Below are 12,422 nucleotides of genomic sequence, written 5' to 3'. Positions count from 1 at the left end.
GGAGGCAGCGCGAGCTCTTCGGCTCAATTTCCAGCCTCCGCAATTCTTTATGCACCTTCGACCAGGTTGCGAATTGAAGGAACGCTTATCGATGTCCGCAGGATAGACATGACAAGACGATGCCGGTCGGAACGGACCGATTTTCCCCGAGGGGCTAGTTTACCAAATGTCGGCTCTACCCGTTCCAAGGTCAACGAGAGGACAGTCCGCTCCCGTCCCCATCCCGACATTTCCTACTCGCCCGCGCTCCGCTAAAATGGCGCCCGCTCTTTCTCGCCGTCGAACCAGCCCGATCCCGCCCCTTTCGCACCCCCGCGTTTTTTGCGCTTGGACCGTGTAACACCCGGTCCATGTCTACAGAGTGGCCGAGGGCGAATCCTAATCCATGTGCTTGAGGCCGACGCGCAGGTAATCCCAGCCGGTGATTACCGTCAGCACGGCTGCCGCCCACAGCGTAGCGAGGCCCACCGTGTGCGGGATATTCGCTTCGACCGCGCCGATCATCATGGTCCATTGCGGCAGGCCCTGGCCGAGGATCAGCGCGCCCAGCGCGACCATCTGGAAGGTCGTCTTCCACTTGGCCAGCCGGCTCACCGGGACCGAGACCTGCAGCGGGCCGAGAAACTCGCGCAGGCCCGATACGGCGATCTCGCGCATCAGGATGATCAGCCCGGCCACGACATGCATGTCGCCGACATAGGGTCCGCGTAGCACACCCTGCGCGGCCAGCACGAGGATCACCGCGGCAACCATGATCTTGTCCGCGATCGGATCGAGGAAGATGCCGAGCTTTGAGACGGTCCCGCTGGTGCGCGCCAGATAGCCGTCGAAGTAATCGGTGATGCCCATCAGGCAGTAGAGCCCGAAGGCGAGCAAAAAGCCGGTTTCCCAGCCTGGCCACCACAGGAACCAGGCGAGCAGCGGAATCGCGAAAATACGCGACAGTGTCAGCATGTTGGGCAGCGTCAGCATCGTGACGCCAGCCCTAGCGGCAATCGTCCCGTCGCAAAAGCCGCTGTGTGCCCTTGTCCGCCACCGCGATGGCACTAGACTTGGGCCACAAATGGGTTTCTGCCCGGGGGGTCATGCTTACATCCACGCATTTGCTGCGGCGCCGGCGGTTCCTGCCGCTGTTCGTCACGCAGCTGTTCAACGCCTTCAACGACAACCTCTACAAGACCACCATGGTCCTGTTCGTCGTTTACGCGGTCTATAATGACGAGACGACCGAGGCGGGGTTCAGCGGGCTCGCTTCCGCGCTGTTCATCCTGCCGTTCTTCATCCTGTCCGCGCTGGCGGGCCAGCTCGCCGACATGCGCGACAAGGCGAAGATCATCCGCACGGTCAAGCTGTGCGAGATCGGGTTGATGATGATCGGCGCGGCCGGCCTCTACATGGCGTGGCAGGGCATCATGGTGCAGACGGTGGCGATCCCGCTGCTGCTGCTCGCGCTGTTCCTGACCGGGGTGCAGTCGACCTTCCTCGGGCCGATCAAATACGCGATCCTGCCGCAGCACCTCAAAAAGGAAGAGGTGCTCGCGGGGACCGGACTGGTCGAGGCCGGGACCTATATCGCCATTCTTGCCGGCACGATCCTCGCCGGGCCGCTGGCGGTGGAACATACCGGCTGGGCCGCGATCGGCATTATCGTGACCGCCTGCATCGGCTATCTCGTCAGCCGCCAGGTGCCCCCCGCCCCGCCCATGGGCGAGATCGAGAAGCTCGACTGGCACATCCTGCGCGCCTCGGCGAAGCTGGTGCGCGATACGATGCACAATCCGGAAGTCTATTACGCGATCCTCGCGATCAGCTTCTTCTGGACCATCGGCGCGGTGCTGTTCATCCAGTTCCCGCCGCTCGCCAAGAACACGATCATGGCCAGCCCCGAAGTCGCCAGCCTGTTCCTGGTGGTGTTCTCGGTCGGCGTGGCGATCGGATCGGTGGCGGTCAATGCACTGCTCAAGGGGCGCGTCTCGGCGCGGTTTGGACCCGGATCGGTGATCGCGATGGGGGTGTTCGTGGTCGCCTTCTACGTCGTGGCGAAACTGTGGGAAGCGGACCAGCCGACCAGCCTGCTGGGGGTGAGCGAGTTCCTCGCCTGGCCCATGGCAGCGGTGCTGCTGCTGTGCCTGCTGGGCATCTCGGTCGCTGGCGGAATGTTCGTGGTGCCGCTCTACGCCTTCCTCACCACGCGCGTTTCGCCCGACAAGGCCTCGCGCACGATCGCGGCGAACAATATCGTCAATTCGGGCGCGATGGTGGGCGGGTCGCTCGTGGCGATGGGCATGAGCGCCATCGGGGTGCCGATTACCGAACAGATCCTGCTCTGCGCAGCGATGTGCCTGGTTTCCGCATGGCTCGCACGCAGGCTGATCGCGGCGGAGAACCACGCGGCCGCCGAAGCCGTTGCTGCCGGCGCCTAAGCGCTACACGATAAAGGCGAACACCGCGGCGAGTGTGGCGAAATAGGTCGTTGCGACCCCGCGGACATCGTCGCGGGTCAGGCGCCAGTCGACCGTCCTGCTGGCGGGTAGATCGGCGAAGGCCGCACGTCGCTGCGGCAGGCTTGCCCGGAACCAGTGGCGGGCGGCTTCACTCGAAAGGACCAGGGCGCGTCGCATAGGCCCTTGTTAACGCTTTCTTAACCTTTTGGAACCGCTTTTGGTCCAACTGTCCCCGACTGGAACGGCGCGCGCGCAAATCGCCGATCGAGCTCGCAATTGCGCCGCTGCATCAGGCGGGCTAACCGGCGCTATCATGCAAGCGCCCAACACCCCGCCCGCCGCCCGATTGCTCGTCGATTGCCTCATCGAACAGGGCTGCGACCGCGTCTTCACCGTGCCGGGGGAGAGCTTCCTCCAGGTGCTCGACGGTCTCGGCCAGCAGGACGCGATCGACGTGGTGACCTGCCGGCAAGAAGGCGGCGTGGCCTTCATGGCCTGCGCCGATGGCGCGATGACGGGCCGCCCCGGGGTCGCCTTCGTCACGCGCGGTCCGGGGGCGACCAATGCCAGCATCGGCGTGCATGTCGCAATGCAGGATTCACAGCCGATGATTCTGTTCGTCGGCGATGTCGATAGCGAAATGCGCGACCGCGAAGGTTTCCAGGAAGTCGATTTCGCGGCGTTCTTCGGACCGATCGCCAAATGGGCGGCGCGGATCGATTCCGCCGAGCGCATCCCCGAATATATCGCGCGCGCCTATGCCACCGCGATCTCGGGGCGGCCCGGACCGGTCGTGCTGGCTTTGCCCGAAGACATGCTCAGCCGGGACACCACGGCGAGGCCTCGCCCGCGTGTCGAACGTCCGGCCCAGGCGCCCTGCCCCGATGCGATGCAGGCGATGATGGCGCTGATTGCCGATGCTGCAGCGCCCGTGGCGATCATCGGGGGCGCGGGCTGGAACGCCAAGGCCCGCGCACATTTCCAGCTCTTCGCCGAGCGGCTCGGCATTCCGGTGGCGACGGCGTTCCGCCGGCAGGACGCGATTTCACCCGCGAGCTCGGTCTATGCCGGCAATCTCGGGTACGGACCCAACCCCGCGCTGGTCGAACGCGTCAAACAGGCCGACCTGATCCTCGCGATCGGTGCGCGGCTCGGGGAAGCGACCACCGATGGCTACACCGTCCCGCCGCTGACCGCGCCTGAGCGCAAGCTGGTCCACGTTCATCCCGATGCAAACGAACTCAACCGCGTCTACCCCGCCGATCTGGCCATCTGCGCCAGCATGGATGAATTCGCGGAAAGCGCCGCACTGTGGGACGACGGCGATGCAATCGACTTCGATGCCGGGTCCGAGGCGCATGCCGAATGGGAAGACTGGGCAACCGCGCACCCCAACGACCATGCGCTGGACATGGGTCAGGCGGTCCAGTTCATGCGCGACACGCTGCCCGCAGACACGATCATCTGCAACGGCGCGGGCAATTTTGCCGGCTGGTGGCATCGCTACTGGCGCTACGAGGGCTTTCCGACCCAGCTCGCCCCCACCTGCGGCGCGATGGGTTACGGCGTTCCCGCGGCGGTCGCTGCGGCGCTGCGGTATCCGCAACGCACCGTGGTCGCGGTGGCAGGCGATGGCGACTTCCTGATGAACGGGCAGGAACTGGCCACCGCGGTCCAGCATGGCGCCAACCTGCTGGTCATCGTGGTCGACAATTCGGCTTACGGCACGATCCGCATGCACCAGGAACGCGAATTTCCCGGCGAGGAACGGATCAGTGCCACCCGCCTTGCCAATCCCGACTTCGCCGCGCTCGCCGAAGCCTTCGGCGGCTGGTCGGCGCGGGCGGGAACGACCGAGGAGTTCAAGCACGCGCTGGTCGAGGCGCAGGGTCGCGGCGGTGTGCGGCTGATCCACTGCACCATCGATATCGAACAACTCGCCGCCAGCGGCGCCAGTATCAGCGGCCTGCGCGGCGGTTAGCGTCTCGGGCGGCTAGATCCCGGCCGTCGCGCAGATCACAGACCATTCGTCGGGCTTGATCTCGGCCACCGACAGGCGCGAGAGCCGGACCAGTTCGCAATCCGCCAGCTTGGGTTCGGCCTTGATCTGCTTGAGCGTGACCGGATGCGGCAGCTTGGTTTTAGGCTTGACCTTCACCGCGGCCCATTTGCCTTCGGGATCGGTCGGGTCGGTAATGCCCGCCACGCTGACTTCGCAGATGCCGACGATCTCGAGCCCTTCGCGCGAATGGTAGAAGAACGCCTGGTCCCCCACTTCCATCGCCGCGAGATTGTTCTTGGCCCGGTGGTTGCGCACCCCGTCCCACGTGCCTTCCTTCTCGGCGATGAGATCGTCCCAGCCATATTTGAAGGGTTCGGATTTCAACAGCCAGTAACGCATCGGGGAACCTGCTCCGTCAATTTTGCTCGGGTTCGCAGCGGGTAGCGCGTGCAGCCCGCAGTGACCACCCACCGCAGTCCCCGGTTAACCTGTTTTTAGGCGGCCTTGCCTAAGCAAGCCCTGCAGCCACAACTCAGGGGGCGGGCTTGACCGCGAAAACTGCCAAGACACATGAGGATCGACGCACGCAAGCGGGCAGGAAACCTGCGCCTCGCGAACGTGATTTCGTCACTCTCGGGATCGCCTTTGCGGCGATTATCTTGTTCGTGGGGACGGCGGGCGTCGTCCTTCCCGACCTGATCAAGGCATGGACCGGCAAGGAGGCGTCGCCCGACACCGCATTAACCAATGCCCTGCTGCTCAATATCGCGCTGATCCTGCTCGGCTGGCAGCGCTACAAGGCACTGTCCGACGAGCTGGACACCCGCCGCGCATCCGAGGAAGAAGCGCGCCGCCTGGCCGATCTCGACCATCTGACCGGCTGCCATAACCGCCGCAGTTTCACCACCGCGCTGGGCGACCTGCTCAACGACCTCGAGCGCCGCGAACAGGCGCTGGCGGCAATTGCTGTCGATCTCGACAATTTCAAACAGGTCAACGACCTTCACGGCCACCAGGCCGGCGACGAAGTTCTGCGCACCACCGCGGCGCGCATCCAGCGCCTGCTGCCCGATGGCGGGATCCTGGCGCGGCTTGGCGGCGACGAATTCGTCTGCGTCGTGCCCTATCACCCGCAGGTCCCCGATCGGGTCGACCAGCTTGCCACGCGGATGATCGAACAGGTCGCCCGGCCGGTTCCCTATGGGGATTCGCCGGTCGATGTGACCATGTCGATCGGCATCGCCTCGAGCACGCAGATCGAAGACATGCGCCACGGCACGACGTCGGCGCAGAAGTTGATGCACAAGGCGGATATCGCGATGTATCACGCCAAGAAGCAGGGCAAGAACCGCTTCTACTGGTTCGAACCGCCGATGGAAAACGAGCTGCGCTTTCGCAACGAGCTCGAAGCGGGCATTCGCAAGGGCATCGCCAATGGTGAGTTCCGGCCCTATTATGAACAGCAGGTCGATCTTGAATCGGGCAAGCTGGTCGGCTTCGAAATGCTCGCCCGGTGGGAATCGCCCGAAATGGGCGTCGTCGGCCCCGATATCTTTATCCCGATTGCCGAGGAAATCGGCGTCATCGGCGAAATGAGCGAAGCGCTGATCGCGCGCGCCTTCGAAGACGCCAAGGAATGGGATTCGCAGCTCACCCTGGCGGTCAATATCTCGCCCGTGCAGATGCGCGATCCGTGGTTCGCCCAGAAACTGCTCAAGCTGCTCGTGCGGCACAATTTCCCTGCCAACCGGCTGGATATCGAGATCACCGAAAGCTGCCTCCACGAAAATGTCGGCATGGTCCGCTCGATGATCAGCAGCCTGCGCAACCAGGGCGTCGGGGTCAGTCTCGACGACTTCGGCACCGGCTATTCGAGCCTGTCGCAGCTGCGTAGCTTGCCGTTCGACCGCCTCAAGATCGACCGCACCTTCATTTCCGAGCTCAAGCAGGAAGAACATGGAGAAAAGCTGGTCGATGCGATCCTCGCGATGAGCGACGGGCTCAAGCTGCCGGTGACCGCCGAGGGGATCGAGAACGAAGTCGTGCTCGAAGCGCTCAAGCGGATGGGCAAGATGAAGGGCCAGGGCTATCACTATGGTCGTCCCGAACCCGCCGGGCTGGTCCTTGAACGGCTGAGCCGGCAGGACCTGCTCGCCAAGGACAAGCTCGACAATGTCACCGAGGTCGATTTCACCGCGCAGGGTAGCAAGCGCGCTGGCTGAGACGGCACTGGACGCTGCGGCGGCGAGTGCATAGATGCGCCGCACGATGCGCGTCGATTTCATCAAGATGCACGGCCTGGGCAACGACTTCGTCGTGCTCGACGCCCGCACGCGTACCCTCCCCGCGATCGACGCGCCCGTTGCCCGCGCACTGGCCGACCGCCGCACCGGGATCGGCTGCGACCAGCTGATCCTGCTCGAGCCGAGCAAATCCGCCGACTTCCGCATGCGCATCTTCAATCAGGACGGCACCGAGGTCGGCGCCTGCGGCAATGCCAGCCGCGCAGTCGCGCTGCTTCATGGCGCTGCCGTCAGGGTGGAAACAGCGGGCGGCGTGATCGCGGTCGAACCCAGCGGCACTGGCGCCAGCGTCGACATGGGCGAACCGCGCTTCGACTGGGAGGCGATCCCGCTTGCCTATGGCATGGACACCGCCGTCATGCCGGTCGGCTGGGAGACCCTCGACCAGCCCGGCGCGGTCAATGTCGGCAATCCGCATGTGATCTTCTTCGTGGAGGATACCGACGCGGTGCCGCTCGAAACCGTCGGCGCGCAAATCGAGACCGATCCGTTGTTTCCCGAGCGCGTGAACGTCAACGTCGCGACAATCCTCGACCGCCGGCATATCCGCCTGCACGTATGGGAACGCGGTGCCGGTATCACGCGCGCCTGCGGCACGGGTGCCTGCGCGACCGCCGTGCACGCCATGCGGCGCGGGCTGGCCGAACGCGAAGTGACCGTCACCCTGCCCGGCGGCGATCTCGTCATTGCATGGGGCGAGGACAATCGCATCCGCATGACCGGCCCCGCAGCGGAGGCCTATCGCGGCAGCTTCGAATGGGACGATTTCGCGTGAGCGAGGCGCAGGTTATCTCGCTCGGCTGCCGGTTGAACATTTCCGAAAGCGAACAGATCCGCGCGATGCTGGGGCAGGAACGCGACCTGGTGGTGGTCAATAGCTGCGCAGTGACCAGCGAGGCGGTACGCCAGACGCGGCAGGCGATCCGCCGCGCGCGGCGCGCACATCCCGATGCACGGCTGCTGGTGACCGGCTGCGCCGCCGATATCGAGCGCGACCAGCTTGCCGCCATGCCCGAAGTCGACGGTCTCGTCGCTAACACGGCCAAGCTCGATGCGCGCGCCTGGAATGTCCCCGCGGAAACACCCGCCATTCCGCAGGACCGCACCCGCGCCTTCATCGCGGTCCAGAATGGCTGCGACCATGCCTGTACCTTCTGCGTCATTCCACAAGGCCGCGGGCCCAGCCGTTCGCTGACCATCGCGCAAGTGCTGGCCGAGGTCGAACGCCATCTTATCCACGGAGCGCCCGAGGTGGTGCTGACGGGCGTCGATGTGACCTCGTGGGGCCATGATCTGCCCGATACGCCGCCACTCGGAGAACTGGTCCGCGCGGTACTCGACCGCTTCCCCGAATTGGTGCGCCTGCGCATGTCCTCGCTCGACGGGATCGAGATCGACCCGCTGCTGTTCGATCTCTTCGCGGGCGAGGAGCGGCTGATGCCGCATCTGCATCTCTCGCTGCAGCATGGGCACGACCTGATCCTCAAGCGGATGAAGCGGCGGCATCTGCGCGGCGATGCGATTGCGCTGGTAACCCGGCTGAAAGAGCGCCGCCCCGATATCGCCATCGGCGCGGACCTCATTGCGGGCTTCCCGACCGAGACCGAGGAGCATCACGCGGCCAACCTCGCGATCATCGAGGAGTTGCAGATCGTCCACGGGCATGTCTTCCCCTACTCGCCCCGCCCCGGCACGCCCGCCGCGCGGATGCCGCAGGTCGAACGCGAAACCGTCAAACGCCGCGCCGCCGAATTGCGCACCCGTGCCAAGGTAACCCGCGACGGCTGGCTCGCGTCGCTCGTCGATAAGCCGCACAGTGTCCTCGCCGAGCGCGATACGACGGGCTACACCCCGCATTTCGCCCGTGTGGCCGTGCCCGAAGGCACACCCGCCGGGGCGATCGTCTCCGTGACGCCGACGCAAATCGAGAATGGCCTGCTGCAATGAATGACACATCGAGCTGGAGCGACCGGCTGTTCGGGGGCTTTCGCAAGACCTCCGAGAAACTGACCAGCAACCTCACCGAAGTCGTTGGCACGGCAAAACTCGACGATGCAACGCTCGACGATGTCGAGGATGCCCTGATCCTGTCGGACCTTGGCCCGGCGGCAGCCGCGCGGATCCGGACCAAGCTGGCCGAAAAACGCTTCGGGCTCGAGATAACCGAGCGCGAGCTGAAAGAAGCCGTCGCCGAGGAAATCGCCGCAATCCTACGCCCGGTGGCGAAACCGCTCGAGATTACCGCCTTCCCGCGCCCGCAGGTCCTGCTGGTGATCGGCGTCAATGGCAGCGGCAAGACCACCACCATCGCCAAGCTCGCGCATCTGTTCCAGGAAGACGATTACGCGGTCATGCTGGCGGCGGGCGATACCTTCCGCGCCGCTGCCATCGGCCAGCTGGCGACCTGGGCCGACCGCGTAGGCGTTCCCATCGTGCGCGGCCCCGAAGGCGGCGATCCGGCGAGTATCGTGTTCGACGCGGTCAAGAAGGCGACCGAGATCGGCACCGATGTGCTGATCGTCGACACCGCCGGACGGCTGCAGAACAAGCGCGAGCTGATGGACGAGCTGGCCAAGATCCGGAAGGTGCTCGGCCGCCTTAATCCCGAGGCCCCGCATGACGTGGTGCTCGTACTCGACGCCACCAATGGCCAGAACGCGCTCAACCAGATCGACGTGTTCAAGGAAGTCGCGGGCGTCACCGGCCTGGTGATGACCAAGCTCGATGGCACCGCGCGCGGCGGGGTGCTGGTGCAGGCGGCAGAACAGTACGGCCTGCCGATCCATGCGATCGGCGTGGGCGAGAAGATCGACGACCTGCGCCCGTTCGATCCCGACCTTGTGGCGCGCGTAATCGCGGGGGTCGCCTAGTTCAGCCCATCGTCATGGCGATGGGGCGAAGGCGAACCCGATATTTCCGCGCGATTGCGCTGCACGTAACGACTGACTGAGAGAATGATGAGCGAGACTGACAGCAACACCGCGGCCAAGCCGAAACCCAAGACGGGCTGGCTCAACATTCTCGTCGATTATGGGCCGCTGCTGGTCTTCCTCGGCGTGTACAAGTTCTACCAGCCGCCCGAAACCTCGACCTTCGGCGAGATCGCGGCGGTCATCTACGGCACCATCGCCTTCATGATCGCGGCCGTAGTGGCGCTGGTCTTCAGCAAGTTCAAATTCGGCCATGTCAGCCCGATGCTGATTCTCTCGACCGCGCTGATCGTCGGCTTTGGCGGGCTGACGATCTGGCTGCAGGACGAAAGGTTCATCCAGATCAAGCCGACCGCGATCTACCTATTGTTCGGCGTGCTGCTGATCGGCGGCTGGCTGCGCGGCAAGGCGCTGCTGCAAATCCTGCTCGAGGCAGCCTTCGAAGGCCTCGACCGCGAAGGCTGGCTCAAGCTGTCGCGCAACTGGGGGCTGTTCTTCTTCTTCATGGCCGCGCTGAACGAAGTCTTGCGGATGCAACTGGACTTCGAAAGCTGGCTGTGGGCGAAGCTTTGGGTGTTCATGCCGCTCAGCTTCCTGTTTACCTTCACCCAATTGCCCATGCTGATGAAACACGGGCTGGCGCTGGAAGACCGCGATGAGGTGGTGAAGGACGAACCGCCGACCGCGTAACTGCACGGTTCAACCCAGCGGCACAGGGCCGCGTTCAGGCCCTCTAAGCCCGGTCCTAAATCTCGACCTGGCTCCCCAGCTCGACCACGCGGTTGGTCGGCAGGCGGAAGAAATCCATCGCGGTCGCGGCGTTGCGCAGCATCCAGGCGAAGATCTTCTCGCGCCAGATCGGCATGCCGGGCTTGTCGCTGGCGAGCAGCGTCTGGCGGCTGAGGAAGAAGCTGGTGTGCATCATGTCGAACTCGCCGCCGCAGCGCGACATTTCCTTCAGCCCCTGCGGGACATTGGTTTCCTGCATGAAGCCGTAATGCAGCGTCGCGCGGTAGAAGCCGTCACCAAGGTCATGAATCTCGCACCTCTCGGTGGTGTCGACATAGGGCGCATCCGCGATCAGCACGGTCAGGATCACGACACGTTCGTGCAGCACCTTGTTGTGCTTGATATTGTGCAGCAGCGCGCTGGGCACGCCCGCGGTCTGGCTGGCCATGAAGATCGCCGTGCCGGGTACACGTGTCGCGGAATTCTTCGCGCTCTTGGCGAAGATCTCGATCGGCAATGCGGTCTCGCTCATCCGGTCGCGCATGAGCTTGCGCCCGCGCGCCCAGGTGGTGAGCAGCGTAAAGGCGACCAGGCCGACCACCAGCGGGAACCAGCCGCCATCGGGCACCTTGGCCAGGTTGGCGGCGAAATAGGCCCCGTCGACGATCAAGAAGAACGCCACCACCGGCAGCGCGATGAACCATTTCCATTTCCACACACCGACGAACAGCACGCCCATCAGCAGCGTGTCGATCGTCACCGCCCCGGTCACCGCGATGCCGTAAGCCGCCGCGAGATTGGAGGATGTCTGGAAGGTCAGCACCAGCAGGATAACCGCCACCATCAGCGACCAATTCACCACCGGAATGTAGATCTGTCCCGCCGCGGTCTCGCTGGTATGGCGGATCGACAGGCGCGGCATGAAGCCCAGCTGCATCGCCTGGTGGGTAATGCTGAACGCACCCGAGATCACCGCCTGGCTGGCAATAAAGGTCGCAACCGTGGCGAGGATGACCAGCGGCAGGCGCCATTCCTCGCCCGCCAGCAGGAAGAAGGGATTGCGCACCACTTCGGCGGCCTGTTCGGGCGGCAGGCCAGCGATCATGGCGCCCTGCCCGAAATAGTTGAGCAGCAGGCACGGCATGACGAAGCCGAACCAGCTCAGCCGCATCGGCCCGCGCCCGAAATGGCCCATGTCCGAATAGAGCGCTTCCGAACCGGTCACCGCGAGCACCACGGCCCCCAGCGCGAAAAAGGCCACCGCACCGTCGGTGACGAAGAACATTACCGCGTAATAGGGATTGAGCGCCCACAGGATGTCGGGATTGAGGATGATCTGGTTGAGGCCGAGCCCCGCGATGGTCACGAAATACACGATCATCACCGGTGCGAAGAGCGCGCCAACCTTGGCCGTACCGCGGCTTTGCAGCAGGAACAGGCACACCAGCAGCACCAGCGCGATGGGGATCACCAGCGGATTGAGCCGCTGGTCGACCACCGTCAGGCCCTCGACCGCGGACAGGACCGAGATGGCCGGCGTGATCATGCTGTCGCCATAGAACAGCGAGGTCGCGAAGACCCCCAGCAGCACGACCAGCCAGCCGTAGCTCGACTTGCCGATATGGCGGCTGAGCAAGGCGACCAGCGCGAGGCTGCCGCCCTGCCCCTTATTGTCCGCACGCATCAGAATGGTGACATACTGGATCGCCACGACGACCAGCATCGACCAGAAAATCAGGCTGACCACGCCGAGCACATGCAGGCGGTCGATGGCGATGCTCGCGGCCCCGGCGAACGTTTCGCGAAAGGCATAGAGCGGGCTGGTCCCGATATCGCCGAAGACGACACCGATCGCCCCCACCGCCAGCGCAGTGCGCGAGCCGCCGTGGCCGTGGCCACCCTGCTCGGTTACGGGAGGCACGCCATCCTGCTGGAGCGGCGCAGAAGCGGTATCATTCATGCGGGATTGGGTTCCGACAACATCGTGTCACATGGCCTGCTTGGCGAAGTCGCG

The 12,422-nt window shown here is 64.6% G+C and carries 11 protein-coding genes; 7 read left to right on the top strand and 4 right to left on the bottom strand.

Annotated features, from left to right (window positions below; genetic code table 11):
• Window positions 1-378: 378 nt before the first annotated feature.
• On the bottom strand, window positions 379-972 hold the full coding sequence (gene pgsA / locus VWN43_RS04720) for a CDP-diacylglycerol--glycerol-3-phosphate 3-phosphatidyltransferase (RefSeq protein ID WP_320180464.1): 594 nt from the start codon (window positions 970-972) through the stop codon (window positions 379-381).
• Window positions 973-1,085: 113 nt separating this feature from the next.
• Here pgsA and VWN43_RS04715 point away from each other — a divergent pair, with 113 nt between their 5' ends.
• Complete coding sequence (locus VWN43_RS04715) at window positions 1,086-2,423, top strand: MFS transporter (RefSeq protein WP_320180465.1); 1,338 nt, start codon at window positions 1,086-1,088, stop codon at window positions 2,421-2,423.
• Window positions 2,424-2,426: 3 nt separating this feature from the next.
• Here VWN43_RS04715 and VWN43_RS04710 read toward each other — a convergent pair whose 3' ends face one another.
• On the bottom strand, window positions 2,427-2,621 hold the full coding sequence (locus tag VWN43_RS04710; RefSeq protein ID WP_253516709.1) for a hypothetical protein: 195 nt from the start codon (window positions 2,619-2,621) through the stop codon (window positions 2,427-2,429).
• Window positions 2,622-2,757: 136 nt separating this feature from the next.
• On the opposite strand from VWN43_RS04710, the gene VWN43_RS04705 reads away from it, so the two are divergent.
• On the top strand, window positions 2,758-4,425 hold the full coding sequence (locus VWN43_RS04705) for a thiamine pyrophosphate-binding protein (RefSeq protein ID WP_320180466.1): 1,668 nt from the start codon (window positions 2,758-2,760) through the stop codon (window positions 4,423-4,425).
• A 12-nt stretch (window positions 4,426-4,437) separates the two neighbouring features.
• Here VWN43_RS04705 and VWN43_RS04700 read toward each other — a convergent pair whose 3' ends face one another.
• Window positions 4,438-4,845 (bottom strand): EVE domain-containing protein, encoded by a 408-nt coding sequence (locus VWN43_RS04700; RefSeq protein WP_320180467.1) that lies wholly within the window; start codon window positions 4,843-4,845, stop codon window positions 4,438-4,440.
• Between the two features lie 146 nt (window positions 4,846-4,991).
• Between VWN43_RS04700 and VWN43_RS04695 the strand changes: the two genes are divergently transcribed.
• From VWN43_RS04695 to VWN43_RS04675, 5 genes are all read left to right on the top strand, one after another.
• Window positions 4,992-6,668, top strand: coding sequence for a putative bifunctional diguanylate cyclase/phosphodiesterase (locus VWN43_RS04695; RefSeq protein ID WP_253516718.1), 1,677 nt, complete (start codon window positions 4,992-4,994; stop codon window positions 6,666-6,668).
• Between the two features lie 46 nt (window positions 6,669-6,714).
• The gene (gene dapF / locus VWN43_RS04690) at window positions 6,715-7,524 is read left to right on the top strand and encodes a diaminopimelate epimerase (RefSeq protein WP_320180468.1); all 810 of its coding nucleotides are present in this window, start codon (window positions 6,715-6,717) and stop codon (window positions 7,522-7,524) included.
• Window positions 7,521-8,696 (top strand): MiaB/RimO family radical SAM methylthiotransferase, encoded by a 1,176-nt coding sequence (locus VWN43_RS04685; RefSeq protein ID WP_320180469.1) that lies wholly within the window; start codon window positions 7,521-7,523, stop codon window positions 8,694-8,696. Before dapF ends, VWN43_RS04685 begins: the two co-directional genes overlap by 4 nt.
• Entirely contained in the window at window positions 8,693-9,619 is a 927-nt protein-coding gene (gene ftsY / locus VWN43_RS04680) for a signal recognition particle-docking protein FtsY (RefSeq protein ID WP_263606549.1), read from the top strand. Before VWN43_RS04685 ends, ftsY begins: the two co-directional genes overlap by 4 nt.
• Window positions 9,620-9,706: 87 nt before the next feature.
• Window positions 9,707-10,369 (top strand): inner membrane-spanning protein YciB, encoded by a 663-nt coding sequence (locus VWN43_RS04675; RefSeq protein ID WP_320180470.1) that lies wholly within the window; start codon window positions 9,707-9,709, stop codon window positions 10,367-10,369.
• A gap of 55 nt (window positions 10,370-10,424) precedes the next feature.
• Here VWN43_RS04675 and VWN43_RS04670 read toward each other — a convergent pair whose 3' ends face one another.
• Window positions 10,425-12,368, bottom strand: a complete 1,944-nt coding sequence (locus tag VWN43_RS04670) for a potassium transporter Kup (RefSeq protein WP_253516745.1) — start codon at window positions 12,366-12,368, stop codon at window positions 10,425-10,427.
• Window positions 12,369-12,422: the final 54 nt, after the last annotated feature.

Source organism: Qipengyuania sp. HL-TH1, from assembly GCF_036365825.1.
GTDB classification, from domain to species: domain Bacteria; phylum Pseudomonadota; class Alphaproteobacteria; order Sphingomonadales; family Sphingomonadaceae; genus Qipengyuania; species Qipengyuania profunda.
The sequence above is the reverse complement of the archived record's forward strand: the minus strand, read 5'-3'. Positions and strand labels throughout refer to the sequence as shown.

What these genes read in the sequence shown, in the direction of transcription:
- dapF (WP_320180468.1), top strand. Translation starts at nt 6,715, where the DNA reads ATGCGCGTCGATTTCATCAAGATGCACGGCCTGGGCAACGACTTCGTC.
- ftsY (WP_263606549.1), top strand. Translation starts at nt 8,693, where the DNA reads ATGAATGACACATCGAGCTGGAGCGACCGGCTGTTCGGGGGCTTTCGC.
- VWN43_RS04675 (WP_320180470.1), top strand. Translation starts at nt 9,707, where the DNA reads ATGAGCGAGACTGACAGCAACACCGCGGCCAAGCCGAAACCCAAGACG.
- VWN43_RS04705 (WP_320180466.1), top strand. Translation starts at nt 2,758, where the DNA reads ATGCAAGCGCCCAACACCCCGCCCGCCGCCCGATTGCTCGTCGATTGC.
- VWN43_RS04715 (WP_320180465.1), top strand. Translation starts at nt 1,086, where the DNA reads ATGCTTACATCCACGCATTTGCTGCGGCGCCGGCGGTTCCTGCCGCTG.
- pgsA (WP_320180464.1), bottom strand. Translation starts at nt 972, where the DNA reads ATGCTGACGCTGCCCAACATGCTGACACTGTCGCGTATTTTCGCGATT.
- VWN43_RS04670 (WP_253516745.1), bottom strand. Translation starts at nt 12,368, where the DNA reads ATGAATGATACCGCTTCTGCGCCGCTCCAGCAGGATGGCGTGCCTCCC.
- VWN43_RS04700 (WP_320180467.1), bottom strand. Translation starts at nt 4,845, where the DNA reads ATGCGTTACTGGCTGTTGAAATCCGAACCCTTCAAATATGGCTGGGAC.
- VWN43_RS04710 (WP_253516709.1), bottom strand. Translation starts at nt 2,621, where the DNA reads ATGCGACGCGCCCTGGTCCTTTCGAGTGAAGCCGCCCGCCACTGGTTC.